17 protein-coding genes and 1 pseudogene are annotated in these 20404 nt (G+C 72.3%); 12 read left to right on the plus strand and 6 right to left on the minus strand.

All coding sequences use genetic code 11. The features are described from left to right. The first annotated feature begins 31 nt into the window (after window positions 1-31). The gene (locus BUB75_RS28045; protein ID WP_073260835.1) at window positions 32-946 is read left to right on the plus strand and encodes a DMT family transporter; all 915 of its coding nucleotides are present in this window, start codon (window positions 32-34) and stop codon (window positions 944-946) included. Window positions 947-1012: 66 nt separating this feature from the next. On the opposite strand, the gene BUB75_RS28050 is transcribed toward BUB75_RS28045, so the two are convergent. Continuing rightward, entirely contained in the window at window positions 1013-2053 is a 1041-nt protein-coding gene (locus BUB75_RS28050; RefSeq protein WP_084741814.1) for an LCP family protein, read from the minus strand. Between the two features lie 558 nt (window positions 2054-2611). On the opposite strand from BUB75_RS28050, the gene BUB75_RS28055 reads away from it, so the two are divergent. Together BUB75_RS28055 and BUB75_RS28060 are read left to right on the plus strand one after the other, a co-directional pair. Beyond that, window positions 2612-3007 (plus strand): VOC family protein, encoded by a 396-nt coding sequence (locus BUB75_RS28055; protein WP_073260994.1) that lies wholly within the window; start codon window positions 2612-2614, stop codon window positions 3005-3007. Window positions 3008-3119: 112 nt separating this feature from the next. Next, complete coding sequence (locus BUB75_RS28060; RefSeq protein ID WP_073260836.1) at window positions 3120-3884, plus strand: hypothetical protein; 765 nt, start codon at window positions 3120-3122, stop codon at window positions 3882-3884. Here the strand turns inward: BUB75_RS28060 and BUB75_RS28065 are convergent. The 4 genes from BUB75_RS28065 to BUB75_RS28075 form a co-directional block, all read right to left on the minus strand. Continuing rightward, the gene (locus BUB75_RS28065; RefSeq protein WP_073260837.1) at window positions 3881-5896 is read right to left on the minus strand and encodes a cytochrome c oxidase assembly protein; all 2016 of its coding nucleotides are present in this window, start codon (window positions 5894-5896) and stop codon (window positions 3881-3883) included. The genes BUB75_RS28060 and BUB75_RS28065 overlap by 4 nt on opposite strands. A gap of 31 nt (window positions 5897-5927) precedes the next feature. Beyond that, a complete protein-coding gene (locus BUB75_RS48205; RefSeq protein ID WP_073260838.1) occupies window positions 5928-8903 on the minus strand; it encodes an ATP-binding protein in 2976 nt (991 codons plus the stop codon). A 65-nt stretch (window positions 8904-8968) separates the two neighbouring features. Then, window positions 8969-9145 carry a hypothetical protein gene (locus BUB75_RS46500; RefSeq protein ID WP_178379996.1) on the minus strand — a complete coding sequence of 59 codons (177 nt, stop codon included), beginning with the start codon at window positions 9143-9145 and terminating at the stop codon, window positions 8969-8971. A gap of 126 nt (window positions 9146-9271) precedes the next feature. Beyond that, complete coding sequence (locus BUB75_RS28075; RefSeq protein WP_073260839.1) at window positions 9272-10288, minus strand: sigma-70 family RNA polymerase sigma factor; 1017 nt, start codon at window positions 10286-10288, stop codon at window positions 9272-9274. A gap of 69 nt (window positions 10289-10357) precedes the next feature. On the opposite strand from BUB75_RS28075, the pseudogene BUB75_RS28080 reads away from it, so the two are divergent. Further along, window positions 10358-10516 (plus strand): annotated as a pseudogene (locus BUB75_RS28080) (alpha/beta fold hydrolase); the annotation flags it as partial. 66 nt (window positions 10517-10582) lie between these two features. Here BUB75_RS28080 and BUB75_RS28085 read toward each other — a convergent pair. Continuing rightward, window positions 10583-11491: a hydroxymethylglutaryl-CoA lyase gene (locus tag BUB75_RS28085; RefSeq protein ID WP_073260840.1), complete on the minus strand. Its 909-nt coding sequence runs from the start codon at window positions 11489-11491 to the stop codon at window positions 10583-10585. A 141-nt stretch (window positions 11492-11632) separates the two neighbouring features. Between BUB75_RS28085 and BUB75_RS28090 the strand changes: the two genes are divergently transcribed. The 8 genes from BUB75_RS28090 to BUB75_RS28125 all read left to right on the plus strand — a co-directional run bounded on the left by BUB75_RS28090 (window position 11633) and on the right by BUB75_RS28125 (window position 20391). Continuing rightward, complete coding sequence (locus BUB75_RS28090) at window positions 11633-12286, plus strand: GntR family transcriptional regulator (protein ID WP_073260841.1); 654 nt, start codon at window positions 11633-11635, stop codon at window positions 12284-12286. Further along, entirely contained in the window at window positions 12283-13482 is a 1200-nt protein-coding gene (locus BUB75_RS28095) for a CaiB/BaiF CoA transferase family protein (RefSeq protein WP_073260842.1), read from the plus strand. The genes BUB75_RS28090 and BUB75_RS28095 overlap by 4 nt, the downstream gene beginning before the upstream one ends. Window positions 13483-13494: 12 nt before the next feature. Further along, window positions 13495-15534 carry a hydantoinase/oxoprolinase family protein gene (locus BUB75_RS28100; protein WP_073260843.1) on the plus strand — a complete coding sequence of 680 codons (2040 nt, stop codon included), beginning with the start codon at window positions 13495-13497 and terminating at the stop codon, window positions 15532-15534. A 1-nt stretch (window position 15535) separates the two neighbouring features. Then, entirely contained in the window at window positions 15536-17425 is a 1890-nt protein-coding gene (locus BUB75_RS28105) for a hydantoinase B/oxoprolinase family protein (protein WP_073260844.1), read from the plus strand. A 61-nt stretch (window positions 17426-17486) separates the two neighbouring features. Next, a complete protein-coding gene (locus BUB75_RS28110; protein WP_218617805.1) occupies window positions 17487-18116 on the plus strand; it encodes an isochorismatase family protein in 630 nt (209 codons plus the stop codon). 110 nt (window positions 18117-18226) lie between these two features. Then, a complete protein-coding gene (locus BUB75_RS28115; RefSeq protein ID WP_073260846.1) occupies window positions 18227-18559 on the plus strand; it encodes an ArsR/SmtB family transcription factor in 333 nt (110 codons plus the stop codon). Between the two features lie 6 nt (window positions 18560-18565). Continuing rightward, on the plus strand, window positions 18566-18817 hold the full coding sequence (locus BUB75_RS46505; protein WP_178379997.1) for a hypothetical protein: 252 nt from the start codon (window positions 18566-18568) through the stop codon (window positions 18815-18817). A gap of 5 nt (window positions 18818-18822) precedes the next feature. Further along, window positions 18823-20391 carry a serine hydrolase domain-containing protein gene (locus BUB75_RS28125; protein WP_073260848.1) on the plus strand — a complete coding sequence of 523 codons (1569 nt, stop codon included), beginning with the start codon at window positions 18823-18825 and terminating at the stop codon, window positions 20389-20391. The last annotated feature ends 13 nt before the right edge of the window (window positions 20392-20404 follow it).

Genomic DNA, 20404 nt, shown 5'->3' on the forward strand with positions numbered 1-20404 from the left:
ACCCGCACCCCAGCACCCCTACCGTCGACCCGTGACCGCAACGACCCAACCACGCGCCGACCAAACCACCACCAACCTGCGCACCCTCGGCGCCGTCAGCTTCACCGTCGCCGCCTGGGCCTCCGCCTTCATCGGCATCCGCTGGGTCGGCGAACACTACACCGCAGGCCCCCTCGCCTTCGGCCGCCTCCTCGTCGGCACCCTCGCACTCGGCGCCGCCCTCGCCGCCACCCGCCGCTGGGTACCCCCCACCCGCCGCGAATGGGCACTCATCCTGCTCTGCGGCATCGCCTGGTTCGGCATCTACAACGTCGCCCTCAACGACGCCGAACGCCGCGTCGACGCCGGCACCGCCGCCATGCTCGTCAACCTCGGCCCCATCCTCATCGCCCTGTTCGCCGGACTCCTGCTCCGCGAAGGCTTCCCCCGCTGGCTCCTCATCGGCGCCGCCGTCGCCTTCACCGGCGTCATCCTCATCGGCGTCCCCTCCGCCCGCCAGAGCGACGCCGACGCCCTCGGGGTCGCACTCTGCCTCGTCGCCGCCGTCACCTACGCCATCGGCGTCCTCGCCCAGAAACCCACCCTCCGGCGCCTCCCCGCCCTCCAAGTCACCTGGCTCGCCTGCACCATCGGAACCCTCACCTGCGTCCCCTACGCACCCGGTTTCGCCCGCGAACTCACCGACAGCCCTACCGGAGCCACCGCAGGCCTCGTGTACCTCGGACTCGTCCCGACCGCACTGGCCTTCGGCACCTGGGCCTACGCACTCAGCCGCATGGACGCCGGACGACTCGGCATCACCACCTACGTCGTCCCGCCGCTCGCCGTCCTCGGCGGATGGGCACTCCTCGGCGAAACACCGGCCGCGCTCGCGCTCGTCGGCGGAGCCGTGTGCCTGGCCGGCGTGGCCCTGTCCCGCCGCCGCGAAAAGGTCAGTGCCGCGTAGGTCGCGTTGTGGCTTGTTCGAGCGGGTGTGTTCGTCCGTATGGGCTTGTTATTACGAGTACGGGACTCAGCTCGCCGGGGTCACCCAGGTCGGGTTGGCCTGCACGAACGCGTCCACCGTGTCGTTGTTCATCGCCCGGAACAGCTCGAGGCTCGTGTCGCTGAGCTTCTCGTACCAGATGCCGTTGACCGTCTCGGCGTTGAACTTGCCACCGTTGGTCTTGATCATCGTCATCTGGTCGGGCTTGATCCCCTTGAGCGTGAACACCCAGTCGGTGATCGGCACGTTGTTGTTGTAGAACGTGACGGCCTCCCCGACGGAGTTCAGCAGGTCGTTGATCTTCGCCGGGTTCGTGATCACACCCGACGACGTCGCCTTCTGCAGGATCGCCTTGATCAGCTGCTGCTGGTGCCGCTGACGACCGTAGTCACCGTCGTTGTTGGCGAGCAGATCACGCTGCCGGGCGTAGTCCAGCGCCTGCCAGTCCTTGAAGTCGTGACAGCCCGGGTAGTACACCTGCGGCCGCATGTTCTCCCGCAGCCCGGCCGGCGTGCCGTCGTCGTTGATGTAGTACGGAACCCCGACCTTGCCGGTCGTCTTGTCCCATCCGATGTGAATCGACGTGACCTTCTCGTCGACGCACATCCGGACGCCGCCCAGCGCGCGGACCACACCGCGGAGCCCCTCGAAGTTCACGATCGCCGCGCCGTCGAACTTCATGCCGCCGGCCAGGTCGCTGACCGTGTTCGCGACCAGCTCCATCCCCTTCTCGCGGCCGCCACCGGAGCGGAACCCGTACTGGAACGCGGCGTTGATCTTGTCCCTGCCGCCGGGGTACTGCGTGTCCGGGAACTCCGGGATGTCCACCAAGCTGTCCCGCGGGATCGACGCCAGGTAGACCTTGTCGTGCGCCGCGTTGATGTGCGCCACGATGATCGAATCGGCGCGGACGTTGTCCGGAGCGTCGGGCCGCTCGTCGGTGCCGATCAGCAGCAGGTTGATCGGGCCCTCGATCGAGTTGCCGGTGTCGGCGGAGTCGCCGAGCCCGCCGTCCTCGGTGATCTTGCCCGCGTAGTGGTCGACCGCGGCGGGGACGACGACCAGCATGCCGGCGCTGAACAGAACGAGGACCGTGCCGAGCGCGATCGCCAGCCAGGTCCAGCGCGGGGCGCCGCGCCACGTCCCGGTCTGCCGCGGACGGATCGGGGGTGGAGGGCTGTCGGGCTGTGGTTCCGCTCGCGGTCTCGGATCGTCGTCGACGCGCTCCGGCGAGCCCAGGCTACTCAGGGTTCCACCCGGACGTACCGCCGACGCATCAGCTACCTCACTTTCCCGGCCGTTCCCGGCTACCTTCTCCGATCGCGGAGCTATCTGACCGGATAACCGCGCAAACACTCATTCAATCCTTAACCGATCCCCCGGTGCGGGGTGTAGTTGGGGGTGGCATGTGTTCGCGTGTATGGGCTTGTTATTTTGCGCTTGACGCCCTCGGGGCCGCCGCACTGTAATGGGGCCCGGTGGCGCCGTGCGCCGCCCGATTCCAAGGGGATGATCACGTGACGTCTACGTTCACAGGACGCGGCTAACCCCTCCCGGCACCTGCGCGCCTTTCCCCCTTTGCCCCGTGTTTCCCCTCGGGGTCCCCTTTTGTTGCCGGGAGGCATGATGTCCACGCACACGTCTGTCGAGTTCAACCACACGATCGTCGGGGTCCGCGACCGCGAGCAGTCCGCCGCGTTCCTCGCCCGCGTCCTGGGCCTGGAGGTCGGCGCCGCCTGGGGTCCGTTCCTGCCGGTCTCGACCGGTAACGGCGTGACGCTCGACTTCGCCACGCTGCCGCCGCACGTCGAGGTGACACCGCAGCACTACGCGTTCCTCGTCCCCGAGGAGGCGTTCGACGGCATCTTCGCCCGCATCCGGGAGGAGTGCGACGAGTTCTGGGCCGATCCGGCGCGCAGCCGGCCGGGGCAGATCAACCACAACGACGGTGGCCGGGGTGTCTACTTCCTCGACCCGTCCGGGCACTACCTCGAAGTGATCACCCGCTCCTACGGCGGCTAGCCCTTGAGCTGCCACAGATGGGTGGTGTGGGCGGGCGTTGACACCACCATCTGTGGCGCCGGAAACGGTGCCGTCGGATGATGTTCGACCGGATGTCCGATTCCGGTGGGACGTGATCGGTCTCGTGTTCTTGTCCCCGGGACCGGCCGCTCTGGTCTACGGTCTCCCCGAGGCCGGCAACGGCGCCGGTCTCGTCAGCTTCCCCGCGTCCCGGATGATGCACGGCGTGGCGACCGATGAGGGCCCCGTACCGGCGGGCTTCGTACTGGCCGGCTTCGTGGCCGGATCCCCGTGGGAACCGCCCCGGGAGAAGTGGACCGCGACCCTGCCGGGCTCCGTGCCGACGGTCAGCGACTGCCTCGCCGATCTTCTGCCGGCCGACCGGGATCCCCTCGTCGAACCGTGGCAACACTCGATGTTCGAGCCGTGGCACCGCTCCGTCCGGTACGCGGTCGACGCCGTCCGGCACGCCCCGGCGGGTTCGGACCCGATCCACGTGCTGAGCATGAGCGTGCCGGCGACGGCCGCCGCTGAACTCGCCGCAATGCTCGAGCAGTGGATCGGCCACCTTCCTCATCCGGTCCGCGTCAACCTCGCACACCGCGCCGCTCCCCCGCCCGGCACGGTGCTGGGCTTCGAGGTCCTCGGTTTCGGAGCCGGCCGCTTCCACACCTGGCTCTGCTACGACGTGCACAGCCAGGCGCACGACCTGCTCGGGATTCGGCCCGGGGACAGCGGGCTGCTCGCCGAGCTGCACGACGCGCAGCGGGTCGCTGACATGGCCAATAGCAAGCGCGGCACCGAGGAAGGCACACCGGAGGAGATCACCTGGTTCCCCGCGCTGCTCACCCTGCACGACGTCCCGGCCCGCGGCTAGCGGGCGCGGCTCGTGTCCGTGCCCGTGCTCTTCTGCCGGCGACGACCGGTGAGCGTGGCGGCGAGCCGGTCGGCGACCAGCGCGGCGAACACGACCGCGGAGGTCACCCACAGCACGGTGCCGCCGACGACCTGGTCCGCTCCGGCGCTGGTACTCCCCCACGGCCACGGCAGGGCGAGCACCCGCAGCAGGCCGATGTACCAGTCCGCGGCGACCAGCCGGGACCCGTGGATGAGCAGCAGCCCCGCGGTTACGGCGGCCCCGCCCGCGCACACCGCGACCGCGATCCGGGCCCGGTTCGTGCGGCGGCCCGACGGCCGCGGATCGGGACCGGCCAGCCACCAGAACAGCAGGTAACCGGTGCCGAGCAGGGCGCCGGAGACGGCCAGATCGACGGCGTACGACCAGCGGCTCTCCTCGAACACGCCGGTGAAGTACGTGCCGAACAGCGCCGCGGACCAGAGCCCGGCCACCGCGACCGGCGTGGTGAGCACCCGGACCGGGCGCGAGCGCAGCGCCGCCGGTAACCGGTCGCCGGGGCCGGTCACCGGGCCGGTGCCCGGCCGCAGCACCCGCAGCGCCAGCGTCAGCGGCGCGCCCCAGACCAGCAGCAGCGGCGCGACGATCCCGAGCAGCACGTGCTGGATGACCGTGACGCTGAAGAACGCGGGCGCGTACCGGGCGACGCCGCTGCTGGTCGCCACCGCGACCACGGCGACCCCGGCCAGCCACGCGGCGCTGCGGCGGAACGGCCAGGGCGTGCCGGCCCGGTGTGCCCGCTGCTCCAACCGCAGGTACCCGGCGACCGCGACCGCGCACAGCGTCAGAACAAGCAGGTCGGGACGCCAATCGGCGGCCAGCTGCCAGAGCGACACCACCGGCGGTAGGTCGTAGCCGAGCATCTGCTGGCCCGCCGACTCGTGGTGCACGGTGGCGTCCCCGGCGTCCAGCGGGGCCGGGGTGCGGGCCAGCGCGACGGACAGGCCGACGGCCGCGCCCAGCAGCAGCAGCTCGAGTACGGCGAACCGGACGAACGGGTCGCGCCGATCCCGGCCGAGCGCGGGCACGGTCTGGGTCCGGCGCCAGTGCCCGACGCCGGCCAGGGCGGCCAGGACGACGAGCTGCACGGCGACCAGCTGCCCGTACGCGCTGCTCAGGCCGGTGCCGCTCGGCGCGAGCACGAGGTAGGCGCTCAGCGCGGCGGTCGCCGCGGCCGCGATCAGGCAGAGCAGCGCCGCGCGGCCGTAGCGGGTCGCCACCGCGTGTAGCGTCTCGCGGTCGTGGACGGCCCGGGTGAGCACGGCGGCCAGGCCACCGGTCCACAGCGTGAGCGCGACCAGCGACAGCAGCGCGGACGCGACCGCGGTGCGGTGGTCGGCGGTCGATACGGCGGGGCCGACGAATGCCGGCGGAACGATGCCGATGACGGCCACGATCAACGCCGCCACACCGAACCGGCGGCACAGCGCCGCCGCGGCGAGCGCGGCCACGACCGTCAGCAGGCCCGCCTGCCCGTCCGGCGTCCGCAGCCCCACGTTGCCGAGGGCGTCCGCGGTGAGGATGCCGGTGACCGGGAGGCCCCGCAGGTCCGAGAGCGTGAACAGCCAGGCCGCGGCGGCGGCGACCGCCCAGACGGCGGCGGCCCGCAGCGCGACCCGCCGGTGGATCCCCACCACCGGCGACCCCTCCCGGGCCACCGCAGACGGGGCCACCGCAGAACGGGCCACCGCAGAACGGGGCGCCCAGAACACCGCGGCGACCAGGTTGCCGACGACCAGCGACGCGGCGAGCAGGCCGATCAGCTGGGACAGCGGCAGCCCCCAGCTGGTCAGTGCCCCCGGGCTCGGCAGCCCCGGGTCGACGGATCGGCCGACGCCGTCGCCGTAACCGAGCGCGAGCGCCGTGGTGACGACGGCGGCAGCGACGGCCGCGGCGGCGACCAGGCGCGCGGCGCGGTCCGGTGGAAGCGTGAACCCGGGTGGCGGTGTGGTGCGAGGTGTGGCGTGCCCCATGCCCCCTCTACGGGGCGCGGGACCCTTCAGTTCAGGTGGCAACGGAGTTCGCGCCGGGCACGTCGCCGAGCAGCCCGGCGCGGCGGGCCAGCGCGGCGGCCTCGGTGCGCCCCGCGGCGCCGAGCTTGGCCATCAGGTTCGACACGTGGACGCTGACGGTCTTGTCGCTGATGAACAGCGCGCGCCCGATCTGCCGGTTGGTGCGCCCCAGCGCCAGCAGCTCGAGCACCTGCTGTTCGCGCGGCGTCAGCTCCGCGTCACGCCGTTCGGCGGCGGCCCGGGAGGCCGGCAGCGCGGACAGCTCGGCGAGCAGCGGCGCGGCACCCAGCCCACGGGCGACCACCCGGGCGGCGTCGGCCTCGCGCTGGGCACCGGCCGGGTCGCCGGTGGCGGCCAGCGCCGCCGCCAGCCGCGCCCTCGACCGCGCGGTCTCGTAGCGGTGACCGTAGTCGAACTCGGCGACCGCGGTGCGCCAGGCCGCGACCAGCTCCTCGGCGGTCGGGACGTCGATGCCCGCCCCCCACCGCAGGCGCGCCCACTCCGCCTCGGCTCTGGCCACCCAGGCGCCGCTCTCCGGCCCGAGCGCGCCCCGGCGGCCGACGACGCCCTCCGCGACCCGCCGGACGTCCGCGATCAGCTGCCCGCCGCGCTCGATCGCGGCGGCTCGCTCGGCGTCACCGGCGGGGGCGACCGCGCCGGCCAGCACGCCGAGCGCGAGCGCGTGCAGCCGGAACCGCGCGTCGAACCAGCGGTTGCCCCAGAGCGTCGCGACGGTCTCGACGACGTCGTCGTGCATGGCCAGCGCCGCGTCGGCGGCCCCGAGGTTGCCGTAGGCGTCGATCAGCGCGGAACCGCCGATGATGCCGAGCACGGCGTCGCGTTTCCACCAGGCGCGGTGCGCTTCGCCGCGGCGCGCGGCGTCGGCGGCGCCGCGTCCGGCGTGCACGGCGAGGCCGGCCAGCGCCAGCCCGGCCCGGTGCAGCGGCGGCGCCTCCGGATAGGACTCCGTGGTGCGGATCGCCTCGTCCCAGTTCCCGATCGCGTAGTCGGCCTGTGCCCGCATGATCAGCGCGTCGGCGCCGTAGGGCGCCCAGGGCCTGCCGCCGTCCCTGGCGATCTCCGCGACCTCGGCGAACGTGTCCCGGCCTGCTTCGAGCTGACCCCGCTCGTACTGGAACAGCGCGAGGCTGAACACCGAGCGCAGGCGCGCCGGGAGGTCGCCGGATTCCCGGGCCCTGGCCATGCTGTCGCGCAGGAGGCGTTCGGCGTGGGCCGGATCGGCGCGCCAGCGTTCGACGCGGCCGCGGGTGGTCACCGCTTCGGCCTCGACGTTCGCGATCCCGACCTGGACCGCGACCGATCGGGCGTACTCGGCGTATTCGATCGATTCGTCCGCGTTCCGGTCGCTCGTGGACAACGCGCGCGCCAGCGCCGCCAGCGCCCGCGCCCGCAGCGCGGTGGGCGGTTCCTCCGGGATCGCTCCCAGCGCCTGGCGGGCGAGCTCGATGACGTCGTGCCCGGCGTCCACCGTGAGCGCGTGCTCGGTCAGCTCGATCAGCAGCGTGGCATGGACGTCCGGTGTGGCGTCCTCGGGCATTCGCCGCAGTGCCTCTTCCAGCAGATGCACGGCACGGAACGGGTTTCCGGCGTGCGACGCCGCTATCGCGGCCTTGCGCGGCAGCTCGACGACCGTCCGCGGGTCGGCCACCGGCGGCGCCAGCTCTTGCGCCGCCTCGTACAGGCGGAGCGCCTCACCCGGTGCCGCGACCCGCATCGCCTCGTCACCGGCGCGGATACCGGCGTCGAACGCGGTCTCCAGGTCACCGGCCTCGCGCGCGTGCCGAGCCAGGTCGGCGTCGGTGCCGCCGGGCAGCTCCTGCCGGGCGATGACCTCGGCGAACTGCGCGTGGTGGCGGCGCCGCTCACCGGGCAGCAGGTCGTCGTAGACCGCCTCGGCCAGCAGCGCGTGCCGGAACGCGTACCCGTCGGTGGGCATCCGGTCGAGGACGTGCGCGTCGGTGGCCTCGCGGAGGGCGGCGTCCAGCGCGGCGTCGTCCAGGCCGGCGACCCGGGCCAACCGGTCGTGGTCGATCTGGCGCCCCGCGACGGCGACGACCTGCAGCACGTGCCGGGTCTCACCGGAGAGCCGCTCCAGCCGGAGCAGCAGCAGGTCGGCCAGGTCACGCGGGACACCGGCCGACGACGCCCGGTGGACGCTGCGCTCGGCGAGCAGCTGTTCGGCGAAGAACGCGTTGCCCTGCGCCCGGTCGAGGACGTCGTCGAGCGCCTTCTCGTCCAGGTCGGCCAGCGAGCCGCCGGCCAGCGCGCGCACCAGCGCGGCGACGTCGGCACGCTCCAGCGGCTCCAGCCCGACGCGCATCACGCCGGGAAGCCGCCCCCACTCCAGCGCGACCGTGCGCAGCGGATGCCTGCGGTGCAGGTCGTCCGACCGGTAGGACGCGACCAGGACGACCGGGGCGCCGGGCTCACCGGAGAGCCGGGCGAGCAGGAAACCGAACAGGTCGCGGGTCGCGCCGTCGGCCCAATGCAGGTCTTCGACGACGAGCAGCACGCGCCGGTCGGCCGACAGGTCGAACAGCGCGCCGAGCACCGCCTCGTAGAGATCGGCCGGGTCGAGCCTGCCCTCGGTGCCGTCGGAGCCGACCAGCCGCCGGTGCGGCAGCAGGCGGGCCAGCGGGGGGTAGTGCGCACGCAGCCGGTCGACGGTGTCGGGTTCGTCCCGGGCCAGGCGCCCGAAAGCCTCGCTCACCGGCAGGAAGGGAACAGCATCACCCCCGAAGCTGACGCAGTGCCCCACCAGGACCAGCGCGCCCTCGGCCGCGGCGGACCGGGCGAACTCGCGGAGCAGCCGGGTCTTGCCGATGCCCGCCTCGCCGGACACGATCGCCGCGCCGGGCCCGCCCGGCGCGGATCCGTCGAGCAGCCCGCGCAACGTCGCCAGCTCGGCGTCTCGGCCGACCAGGGGCGCCGGTTCCGCACTCGTCATGAACGCATTCTCGCTCGCGAGTACGACACATTTTTCGGCGCCCGCGTCGAGGGCCATGATCGGCGTCAGCAGTCGGGTAACGACGGACGGAGCCGATGGCGCGCGAACAGGTGCGTGAACATCCCGGTGCGGCGCCGCGCGGGGCGCTCGTCCTTCTCGACCCGCGGGCGAACGTCGGCACGGAGGCGCTCGCGGGTGTAGTCGTACTGCGCCTTCGCGAACTCCTCGGTGAGCGAGAACATCGTGACCTCTCAGCGGTGCGGTGGTGTGTCTGGTCACCACGGTGCTCGGCTGAGGGGAGTCGGTGCATCGCCACTATCCACTAATCGCGCTGGTCGGCGGGGCCTTAGATCGGCCTGAGGGGCCCCTTAGAGGGCCGTCGGCAGGCTTAGCGCGCGGAAGTGGTCGACGCCGATGAACGAGGTGATCCCGGCGATCCGGTCGTCGCGCAGCGTCAGCACGTTCACCGACCACGCCGGGTACGTGCCCGGGTCGGCTGCGGGTCCCGCCAGGTAGGACGCCACCGCCGGCTGACCGTTCGCGGTCGCCGCCCGGTGCCGCCAGGAGCCGCAGCGGGCCAGCGGGACCTCGGTCGCGAAGTCCCGCACCGCGACGATCCCGGCGTACCAGTGCCGCAGCGGCGGCATCGACCAGGTGACGTCCTCGGTGAGCAGCGCGACCAGCGCGTCGGCGTCGCCGCGCTCCAGCGCACCGGCGTACCCGGTGACCAGGCCGCGCACCCGGGCGTCGTCCAGCGTGCGGAGCGTGCTCTGCTGGCTGATCGGCGGCACCCGCTCGGCCACCAGGCGCCGGGCCCGCTGCAGCGCGCTGTTCACCGACGCGACGCTGGTGTCCATCATCTCGGCGATCTCCGCCGCGGAGAACCCCAGCACGTCGAAGAGCAGCAGCGCGGCCCGCTGGTTCCCGGGCAGGTGCTGGCAGGCGGCGACGAACGCCAGCTCGACGGCTTCGCGCTGTTCGTAGCGGCCGTGCGGGCTGGTCGGCAGGTCCGCATCGGCGTACGGCGTCAGCCACGCGACCTCGGTGACCGGTGCGTCGTCGAGCACGGCCCGTTCGCCGGACGGGCCGAGGTCGATCGGGAGCATCCGCCGGGTGCCGCGCGCCAGAGCGTCCAGACAGACCCGGGACGCCACCGTGTAGAGCCAGGTGCGCAGCGAGCTGCGTCGCTCGAACCGGGCCAGGCCGCGCCACGCCCGGAGCAGCGCGTCCTGCAGGGCGTCGTCCGCGTCGTGGGTCGAACCCAGCATGCGGTAGCAGTGCGCGTGCAGTTCCCGGCGCAGCGGTTCGACGAGACGGCCGAACGCCGCGTCGTCGCCGTCCCGGGCGCGCGCCAGATCCGCGTCCGGCGAAAAAACCTCACTCACGAGCGATGAGTCTGCCTCACCGGCGCGGTCTCCATGGGCGACGACCGAACCGCACCCTGGGAGGAACCGATGAACGCCGCGACGCTCGCCGTGCCGGACGCCACCCTGTACTACGAGGTCCGCGGTGAGGGGCCGCTGGTCGTGCTGGTCGGGGCGCCGATGGACGCGGAGTCGTTCACCGCCGTCGCCGACCTGCTCGCCGACCGTTACACGGTGCTCACCACCGAGGCCTTCGCCGCCCGCCTCCGCGACGTTCTGCGCGCGTAGACGCCGAACCGGGGTCTCAGGGCGCCCTCAGACCCCGGTCTCGGGTGAACCTCCGGGGAAATCCCCGGCGCGGCCCAGCAACGCGGGGACCTCGGCGCCCAGCTCCTTCTCGATGAGGGCGGCGGCGCGGATCACCCCGGAGAGTTCCAGGCCGGACGCCACACCGCTGCGGCGCAGGGCGTAGGTGAGGTCTTCGGTGGCGATGTTGCCGGTCGCGGCCGGGGCGAACGGGCAGCCGCCGATCCCGCCGGCGCTCGCGTCCAGCGCCGTCGCGCCGCCCTCCACCGCGGCCAGCGCGTTCGCGTAGCCGGTGTTGCGGGTGTTGTGGAAGTGGAACCGCAGCGGCAGGTCCGTGACCTCGCGGGACACCGCGATCAGCCGGGCCACGTCGGCCGGGACGCCTACTCCGATCGTGTCGGCGAGCGCGATTTCGTCCGCCCCGGCGTCCACACAGGATTTGACCAGGCCCGCCACCCGCTGCGGGTTCACCTCGCCCTCGAACGGGCAGCCGAAGGCTGCCCCGATCGTGGCCGTCACCCGCAGGCCGGCCGCCCGCGCCCGCCCGCTGATCGCGCCGAACGACCGCAGCGCGTCGGCCACCGACATGCCCTGGTTGCGCTCGCTGAACGTCTCGGTGGCCACCACGACGACGTTCACCTCGTCGACCCCGGCGGCCAGCGCGCGGTCCAGCCCGCGTTCGTTGACTACCAGCCCGATGTAGCGGACGTCGTCGCGGCGCGGGACCCCGGCCATCACCGCCTCGGCGTCGGCCATCTGCGGCACGCGTTTCGGATGCACGAAGCTGGTGGCCTCGATCCGTCGCGCACCGGCGGCGATCAGGGCCTCGATGTACGCGATCTTCGCGGCGGTCGACACCAGCGCACTCTCGTTCTGCAGCCCGTCCCGCGGCCCGACCTCGACGATCTCCACGGCCATCGTGTCTCCCTCCACCCGACCGTGCCTGTTTAGCATTCACCGTGAGATGTATGCAATGCACGAGAAACAGCGGGCGCAACCCTTGTCGAGACCACCGGGGATCCACTACATGTATGCAATCGGCGAACGGGAGACCCTCCGATGACAGCAGCCAGCGACCGCGCGGCAGACGAGCTGCGCACCCGCATCCTGGGTGGCGAGTACCTGCCCGGCGAGCGGCTCGGTGAGGTGGAGCTCGCCGAGGCGCTCGGCGTGAGCCGCACCCCGATCCGGGAGGCGCTGCGCAAGCTGTCCGCCGACGGGCTGGTCGAGATCACCCCGAACAAGGGCGCGCGGATCGTCGAGCACCCCCGCGCCGACCTCGACGCGATCTTCGGGATCCGCGCCCACGTCGAAGGGCTCGCCGCCCGCACCGCGGCGCAACGGGCGTCCACCGAGGACATCGACCGGCTCGAGGAGATCGCCACCGAGCTGGAGAAACACTCCGACGCCGGGCGCCTGGCCGAGGTGTACCGGCTCAACGCCGAGTTCCACGGCCGGATCAACGGGCTGTCGCACAGCGCGGTGCTGACCGGCACGGTCAGCCAGCTGATCCACGCGTCGGTGCTGTTCCGGACGCTGCACGCGTTCGACGAGGCCGCCCGCCGCCGCAGCTGCGCGCACCACCACGAGATCGTCGCCGCGCTGCGCGCCCGCGACCCCGACTGGGCCGAAGCCGTCATGCACGCACACCTCTACAGCGCCCGGGCCTCCCTGCTCGGGCCCCGCCGCCCCGCCGTCGAGGAGGCAGAATGACCCGACCGCTCCCCCTCCGCGACGTCCGCGTGATCGAGCTGGGCCAGCTGCTGGCCGGGCCGTTCTGCGGTCAGCTGCTCGGCGACTTCGGCGCCGAGGTCATCAAGGTCGAAGACCCCACCAAGGGCGACCCGATGCGGCAGTGGGGCCGGGAGAAGCCGCACGGCCGCTCGCTGTGGTGGCCGGTCGTCGCGCGCAATAAGAAGTCGGTCACCTGCGACCTGCGCACGGCCGACGGTCAGCGGCTCGTCCGCCAGCTGGTCGGCCGCGCCGACGTGCTGCTGGAGAACTTCCGGCCGGGGACGCTGGAGCGCTGGGGCCTCGCGCCCGAACAGCTCTGGGAGATCAACCCGCGGCTCGTGGTCACCCGGGTGACCGGCTATGGGCAGACCGGCCCCTACGCCGCGCGCGCCGGGTTCGGGTCGATCGGCGAGGCGATGGGCGGCATCCGGTACGTCACCGGCTCGGCCGACCAGCCGCCCTCCCGGGCCGGCATCTCGCTCGGCGACTCCCTCGCCGCGATGCACGCCGCGCTCGGCACGCTCGTCGCGCTGCACGAGCGGAACAACTCGAACAAGGGGCAGGTCGTCGACGCGGCGATCTACGAGTCCGTGCTCGGGCTGATGGAGTCGATGCTCTCGGAGTGGCAGCAGGCCGGCTACCAGCGCGAACGCACCGGACCGGTGCTGCCGAACGTCGCGCCGAGCAACGTCTACCCGACCCGGGACGGCGACAGCGTGCTGATCGCGGCCAACCAGGACAGCGTGTTCGGCCGGTTGGCGGCCGTGATGGAACGCCCGGAGCTGCGCGACCACCCGCACTACGCGACGCACGGCGCCCGGGGCGAGTACATGGCCGAACTCGACGCGCTGATCGCCGAGTGGACCGCCCGGTACGACACCGAGGACCTGCTGGCGCGCCTGCACGAGGCCGGCGTCCCGGCGGGCCGGATCTATCAGGCCAAGGACATGTTCGACGATCCGCACTTCGCCGCCAGGGACGCGATCGTCACGGTGCCCGACGAGGCTCTCGGGCCGATCGCGATGCAGAACGTCTTCCCGAAACTGTCGGCGTCGCCCGGTTCGGTGCGCCGCACCGGGCCGGCGCTCGGCGAGCACAACGACGAGATCTACCGCGGACTGCTCGGCCTGTCCGACGAGGAGTTCGACCGGCTCACCAGAGCCGGAACCATCTGAGAGGAGGCGCGGATGCGCTATCGGTTAGGTGTCGACGTCGGTGGCACGTTCACCGACGTCCTGCTCATCGACGAGGACAGCGGCGATTCGTTCCGCGCCAAGACTCCGTCCACCCCGCACGACCAGTCGGTCGGCATCCTCACCGGGATCGAGAAGGTCTGCGCCTCGGCCGGCACCGGCCTCGACGCGATCGGCCAGGTGTTGCACGGCACCACGGTCGCGACCAACGCGATCCTGGAGGGCAAGGGCTCGCGGGTCGGCCTGGTCACCACCGCCGGGTTCCGGCAGGTGCTGCAGATCGCCCGCTCGTTCGTGCCCGGCGGCCTGGCCGGGTGGATCATCTGGCCCAAACCCGAGCCGCTGGCCGCGCTCGAGCACACGGTGGAGGCGATCGAGCGGATCGGCGCCGACGGGTCGGTCGTCACCCCGCTCGACGAGGACGACCTGCGGCAGAAGCTCCGCGGGCTACGCGCGGCCGGCATCGAGGCGCTCGCGGTCGCGCTGATCAACGCGTACGTCACGTCCCGCCACGAGGACCGCATCGCGGAGATCGCCGCCGAGGAACTGCCCGGCGTCCCGGTGTCGGTGTCCTCCCGGGTGCTGCCCGAACTGCGGGAGTACGAGCGGACGATTACGACGGTCGCCAACGGGTACGTGCAGCCGCAGGTGGCCAGCTACCTGGAGAACATGGGCCGCAAGATCGGCAAGAAGCTCTACGTCCTGCGCAGCGACGGTGGCCTGGCCAGCGCGGAGACCGCCACCGCGAACCCGGTGTCGATGCTGCTGTCCGGCCCGGCGGGTGGCGTCAGCGGCGCGGTCTGGGCGGCGACCAGGGCCGGGTTCAGCGACCTGCTCACGTTCGACATGGGCGGCACGTCCACCGACGTCGCGCTCGTACAGGGCGGAGTGCCGCGGATCGGGCGGGAGACCACGGTCGGCGACCTCACGGTCCGGTCGGCGTCCGTCGACGTCCGCACCGTCGGCGCCGGTGGCGGGTCGATCGCGCACGTCCCGGCGCTCACCAGGGCGCTGCGGGTGGGGCCGCAGTCGGCGGGCGCGGACCCCGGACCGGCCGCGTACGGCAAGGGCGGCGCGGAACCGACGGTCACCGACGCGAACGTCGTCCTCGGGTATCTGCCCTCGCAGCTCGCCGGAGGCGAGATCGACCTGGATCGGGAGGCCGCCCGCGCTGCGGTGGTGCGTGTGCAGGACGGTATGGGGCTGGGGTCGGTGGAGGCGGCGGCCGCTGGCATCGTCGACATCGTCAACGAGAACATGTTCGGCGCGTTGCGGCTGGTGTCGGTGCAGCAGGGGTATGACCCCCGTGACTTCGCGCTGGTCGCGTTCGGTGGGGCCGGGCCGCTGCACGCGAACGCGCTCGGCAAGCTGACCGGCGCCTGGCCGGTGATCATCCCGCCCTCGCCGGGCGTCCTCTGCGCCTACGGGGACGCGACGACCGGGCTGCGCGACGAGGCCGCCCGCACCTACATCCGGCGGTTCTCCGAGCTGACCGACGACGAGGTGCGCGGGCTCTTTGGCGAACTGGCCGAACAGGCGATCGCGACGCTGGAGGCCGAAGGCGTCCCGCGGGCCGACCAGACCCTCACCTACCAGGCCGACCTGCGGTACCACGGCCAGGGTTTCGAGATCACGGTCAGCCTCGACCTGGCCGACTTCAGCCTCGCCGCGCTGGGGGCAGCGTTCGACGCCGAGCACGAGCGGCTGTTCTCGTTCCTGCTGGACAAGAACGAGCACGAGCTGGTGAGCGCCCGCGCGGCGGCCACCGGTCCGCGGCCGCACGTCCGGACCCCCGAGCTGCCCGACGGCGGCGCCGACCCGGCGCCCGCCCTCCGCACGACGACCACGATCTACGTCGGGGGCGCCGCCGCCGAGGCCCGCGTCTACGACCGGGGAAAGCTGCTCGCCGGCAACGTCGTGACCGGCCCGGCGATCGTCACCGAGATGGACTCCACCACGCTCGTCCTGCCCGGGCACGCGGCCACCGTGCACCCCAGCGGCAGCCTGCTCATCCGTCCCGTCTCGGAGGCGTGACATGGCCCAGATCCTCGAGACCACCACCGAACCGGTGAACGCGGTCGACGTCGACCCGGTGACGCTCGACATCATCGAGAACGCGCTGCGCAACGCCCGGTACGAGATGGACGAAGTGCTGTTCCGCACCGCGCTGTCGCCGGGCATCCGCGAGCAGCACGACGAGTTCCCGCTGATCGGCGACCCGTCCGGCCGGATGGTCGTCGGGCAGTTCGGACTGTCGATCCCCGCGCTGCTCGACCGCTACGAAGGCACGATCGGCGAGGGCGACGTGCTGCTCACGTCCGACCCGTACTCCTGCGACGGCGCGATCAGCCACGCCAACGACTGGCTGGTCGTGATGCCGATCTACGTGGACGGCCGGGTCGTCGGCTGGTCGTCGATGTTCGGGCACATGTCCGACGTCGGGGGCAAGACCGTCAGCTCGATGCCGACCGACGCGCACACGATCTACGAGGAGGGCGTGGTCATCCCGCCCTTCAAGCTCTACGCGGGTGGCGTGCTCAACGAGGACGCGCTGCGCATCATCCTCAACCAGGTGCGGCAGCCGGACTGGAACCGGGCCGACCTCAACGGGATCGTCGCCGCCTGCCGCACCGCGTCCCGCCGGATCCAGGAACTGTGCGAGCGGTTCGGCGTCGACACGTACGTCTCCGCGCTCGACGCGCTGCTGCAGCGCAACTACGAGGCGATGAAGACGCTGCTCACCACGATCTTCGAAGACGGCGAGACGATCAGCTTCACCGACTACATCTGCGACGACGGCGTCGGCCACGGACCGTACGAGCTGAAGCTCTCGCTGACCCGGACCGGCGAGAAGGTGCTGCTGGACTTCACCGGTTCCTCGCCGCAGTCGCCGGGACCGATCAACTACTACCTGAACGAGAACCTGGCCCGGATGTTCTTCGGCATCTACCTGATCACGGTGGCCGATCCGCAGATCCTCTGGAACGACGGTTTCTACCCGCTGGTCGACGTCCACATCCCGGACGGGACGTTCTGGAAGCCACGGCATCCGGCGGCCCTCAACGCCCGCAACCACGGCGTCGGACGGATCTTCGACCTGTTCGGCGGACTGCTCGGCCAGAAGAACCCGGACCTTCTCAACGCGGCGGGTTTCTCGTCGTCGCCGCACTTCATGTACTCGGGGCACTACGTCGACGGCGACCGGGCCGGTGAGTGGTTCCAGCTGTACTCGATCGGGTTCGGCGGCATCCCCGGGCGGCCGATCGGCGACGGGCCGGACGGTCACTCGCTCTGGCCGTCGTTCGTCAACATCCCGTGCGAATACCTGGAGTCGTACTACCCGCTGCGGATCGAACGCTGGGAGACCGTGCCGGACACCGGCGGCGCCGGACTGCACCGCGGCGGCAACGGCGTCGACGTCGCGTACCGTTTCCTGCAGCCGGGCACGATCGCGATCCACGACGACCGCTGGCTCACGTACCCGTGGGGCGTCAACGGCGGTGACCCGGGGGCCCGGGGACGGAAGTGGATCGACCGGGCGGACGGCACCACCGAAGTGCTGCCGTCGAAGATCCACGACGTCGCAGTCGGCGTCGGCGACGTGCTGCACTTCGTGACCTGGGGCGGCGGCGGGTGGGGTGATCCGCTCGCCCGGGATCCCGCGCTGGTCGCGCTGGAGGTGCGGCGCGGGCTCGTGTCCGCGGAGGGCGCCGCGCGGTACGGCGTCGTGCTGGATCCGTCCGGCGCGGTCGACGGGCCGGCCACCGACACCGCGCGGGCGGAGTTGCGGGCCACCCGGCCCGAGGCGGGCGTGTTCGACATGGGCCCGCCGCTGGCCACGATCCTGGCGAACTGTGAGGCGGAGACCGGCCTGCCCGCCCCGCGGCCGCCCGCCGAGGCGGCGCGCGCCGTCACGTCCGAATAGGAGTTGTTCGTGCGGTCCGGCAGACGCCGGGCCGCACGTTCCGTTTGTGCGGAGGTCTGACGTGAGCGAGCTGTCGGAAGACTATGCCGACGCCGGGTTCGGGCGTCCGCTCGACTGGGGGACGTCGCCCGCGGTCCTGGTCATCGACATGGTCCGCGCGTACTTCCAGCCGGGCGCCGAGCTGTACCTGGGTTCGCGCGCGTGCCTGGACTCCGCCGCCCGCATAGTCACCACCGCCCGGGGGGCAGGCGTCCCGGTGATCGTCACCCGCGTCGCGTACGCGGCCGACGGCGCCGACGGCGGCCTGTTCTACCGCAAGGTCGGCGCGCTCCGGCACTTCGCCGCCGGGGCTCCCGGCGGCCTCGGTGAAGTGATGCCCGAGGTCGCGCCGCAGCCCGGTGACGTCGTCGTCACCAAGCAGTACGCCAGCGCGTTCTTCGGGACGTCGCTGGCCGCGACCCTGGCGTCCCGGCGTATCGACACGCTGGTGCTCTGCGGCGTCAGCACCAGCGGATGCGTCCGGGCGACCGCCGTGGACGCGATCTCGTCCGGCTACGTTCCGATCGTCGTCCGGGAGGCCGTCGGCGATCGCGACCCGCGCCCGCACGAGGCCAACCTGTTCGACCTCGCCGCGAAGTACGCCGAGGTCTGGTCCGAAGCGGACGTCGTCCGTCACCTCACCCGCGCCTGACCGCGCCGCGCGCCGTCCGATGTTGACACCGCACGCCCTCCCCCGTCAGGCTTCTCTGACAGGGGGCGTCAGAGAAGTCTGACACCCTCTGCGGAGGAGAGGGTTTCCGGATGAGCGCGCCGACCGGCGACGAGCTGGTGTCGCTGATGGCCGCGCTGGCCAGCCCGCACCGGGTGCGGATCCTTGCCGCCCTGGCCGAGGGGCGGACCTACGTCAGCGAGTTGGCGCGGCGGCTGCAGATGAACCGGCCCCTGCTCTACATGCACCTGCAGAAGCTGGAAGCGGCCGGTCTGGTGACCGGCGAACTGGTGACCGCACCCGACGGCAGCTCGGTGAAGTACGTCGAGGCCGTGCCGTTCACGGTGGCCTTGACCTTGGACGCGATCGCGCTGGCCGCGCAGAGCCTGACCGGCCCGGCGCCCGCCGCAGAACGGGAGAAATGAGTGGACATGGCAGAGCTTTCCACGATCGCCGCAGCGGCAGTCGTGGTGACGATCATCGCGGTCGCCGGGTTCGTGGCGACCGGCGTCTACCGCGCCCGGTACGCGGCGACGCGGGACGGCGGTTACCGGGTGCTCGCCGAGCGCAGCGCCGACAGCGCCGAAGCGGCAGCGGCCGAGCTCAAGGGTGTGCGGGACGAGCTCAGTCAGGTCCGGGAGCGGCTGGCCGCGCTGGAGAAGCTCCTGAGCCAGATCGGCTGACGATCATGACGACCTGGAAGCAAGCACTCCGATCGGGCCTGGCCGGCTGCCTGATCGCGCTGACGCTGGTGGCCGCTCCGATTCCGGCCGGCGCCGCGGCGTCGGTCGGCGAACTGGCCAGTGGCGAGCAGTACCTCCGCGCCTACATGGATCAGGTCGAAGCCCCCGGGTTGGCGTACGCGGTGATCCGCGGCGACGAGGTGCTCCGGCAGGGCGCCTGGGGCGTCGACGGGGACGGCCGGCCGATGACCACCCGGACGCCGTTCCTGCTCGGGTCGACGAGCAAGTCGTTCACCGCCTTGGCGGTGGCGCAACTGGCCGAAGCCGGCCGCGTCGACCTCGACACCCCGGCGTCCACGTACCTGCCGTGGCTGCGGCTGGGCAACGCGAACACCGCGCGGACGGTCACCGTCCGCCAGCTGCTGACCCACACCAGCGGCCTCCCGCAGGTCTGGAGCACGGACCTGACCGACCGCTACGACAACCGCTCCGATGGGCTGGTCCGATCCGTGCGCGACCTGGCCGGCCTGCGACCCACGGCCGCCGTCGGGCAGACCTACGAGTACAGCGACGCCAACTACCTGATTCTCGGCGCGCTCGTCGAGGCCGTCACCGGCGACACGTTCGGCGAGTACCTGCGCCGCCACGTCCTCGGCCCGCTGCGGATGACGCGGTCCGCGGCCACCGCCGACGAGGCCGACGCGGTCGGCATCCCGGCCGGGCACCGCTACTACTTCGGCCGTCCGCAGCGTTTCGCCGCGCCGTTCGACACGGCCGGAGTGCCGTACGGCTTCCTCGCCGCCAGCCTCGAGGACCTGTCCCATTACACGATCGCGCAGCTCAACGGCGGCCGCTACGGCGACGCGCGGGTTCTCGGCCCGGAGGCCACGGCCCGGATGCAGACCGGAACCGTGGACGCCGGTCACGGCACCTACGGGTTCGGGTGGAGAAACAGCACTCTGGACGGTGTCGGCACGCGCATCGTCTGGCACGCCGGCGCGACCCCGGACTACTTCACCCACGTGGTGCTCGCCCCCGACTCGGACCTCGCCGTGATCCTGATGACCAACATCTACGGTCTGCCGATGGACGGGCCGTTGAGCGCCGGGGCGTTCAACCTCACCCGCATCCTGCACGGCGGCACACCCGCGGCCGCCACCGCGGACCCGATCCATACCTGGACCCTGGCCGGGTTGCTCGGCGTCGCCGCGGTGCTGCTCGTCGTCCTGACCTGGTCCTGGATCCGGCCGGTCCGGGCGTGGCGGCGCGGCTCCCCCGGTTCACCGGGCCGTTCCCGCGGCCGGACGATCGTCACGACCAGCGCGTGGGTGCTGGGATGCGCCGGTCTGGCCGCCGTCGCCGCCTGGACGGTCCCGTCGTTCTGGAAGGGTGCCGGTCTGGCCAAACTCCAGTTGTGGGCACCGGACATCGGCCACGCCATCGGTGCGGTCGTCGCCCTGTCGGCGGTACTCGCGCTGACCCGGCTGGGCCTGGGCGTCCACGCGCTGATCACCGCGCGTCCCGGCTCGGATCCGCGGGTGCCAATCGGCCGGAACCGGCCGACGGCCCGTTAACCGGCGTTAACAT

The sequence above is a fragment of the Cryptosporangium aurantiacum genome, from assembly GCF_900143005.1.
GTDB classification, from domain to species: domain Bacteria; phylum Actinomycetota; class Actinomycetes; order Mycobacteriales; family Cryptosporangiaceae; genus Cryptosporangium; species Cryptosporangium aurantiacum.

What these genes read in the sequence shown, in the direction of transcription:
- BUB75_RS28050 (WP_084741814.1), bottom strand. Translation starts at nt 2,053, where the DNA reads ATGCTGGTCGTCGTCCCCGCCGCGGTCGACCACTACGCGGGCAAGATC.
- BUB75_RS28055 (WP_073260994.1), top strand. Translation starts at nt 2,612, where the DNA reads ATGTCCACGCACACGTCTGTCGAGTTCAACCACACGATCGTCGGGGTC.
- BUB75_RS28065 (WP_073260837.1), bottom strand. Translation starts at nt 5,896, where the DNA reads ATGGGGCACGCCACACCTCGCACCACACCGCCACCCGGGTTCACGCTT.
- BUB75_RS48205 (WP_073260838.1), bottom strand. Translation starts at nt 8,903, where the DNA reads ATGACGAGTGCGGAACCGGCGCCCCTGGTCGGCCGAGACGCCGAGCTG.
- BUB75_RS46500 (WP_178379996.1), bottom strand. Translation starts at nt 9,145, where the DNA reads ATGTTCTCGCTCACCGAGGAGTTCGCGAAGGCGCAGTACGACTACACC.
- BUB75_RS28085 (WP_073260840.1), bottom strand. Translation starts at nt 11,491, where the DNA reads ATGGCCGTGGAGATCGTCGAGGTCGGGCCGCGGGACGGGCTGCAGAAC.
- BUB75_RS28090 (WP_073260841.1), top strand. Translation starts at nt 11,633, where the DNA reads ATGACAGCAGCCAGCGACCGCGCGGCAGACGAGCTGCGCACCCGCATC.
- BUB75_RS28095 (WP_073260842.1), top strand. Translation starts at nt 12,283, where the DNA reads ATGACCCGACCGCTCCCCCTCCGCGACGTCCGCGTGATCGAGCTGGGC.
- BUB75_RS28100 (WP_073260843.1), top strand. Translation starts at nt 13,495, where the DNA reads ATGCGCTATCGGTTAGGTGTCGACGTCGGTGGCACGTTCACCGACGTC.
- BUB75_RS28105 (WP_073260844.1), top strand. Translation starts at nt 15,536, where the DNA reads ATGGCCCAGATCCTCGAGACCACCACCGAACCGGTGAACGCGGTCGAC.
- BUB75_RS28115 (WP_073260846.1), top strand. Translation starts at nt 18,227, where the DNA reads ATGAGCGCGCCGACCGGCGACGAGCTGGTGTCGCTGATGGCCGCGCTG.
- BUB75_RS46505 (WP_178379997.1), top strand. Translation starts at nt 18,566, where the DNA reads ATGGCAGAGCTTTCCACGATCGCCGCAGCGGCAGTCGTGGTGACGATC.
- BUB75_RS28125 (WP_073260848.1), top strand. Translation starts at nt 18,823, where the DNA reads ATGACGACCTGGAAGCAAGCACTCCGATCGGGCCTGGCCGGCTGCCTG.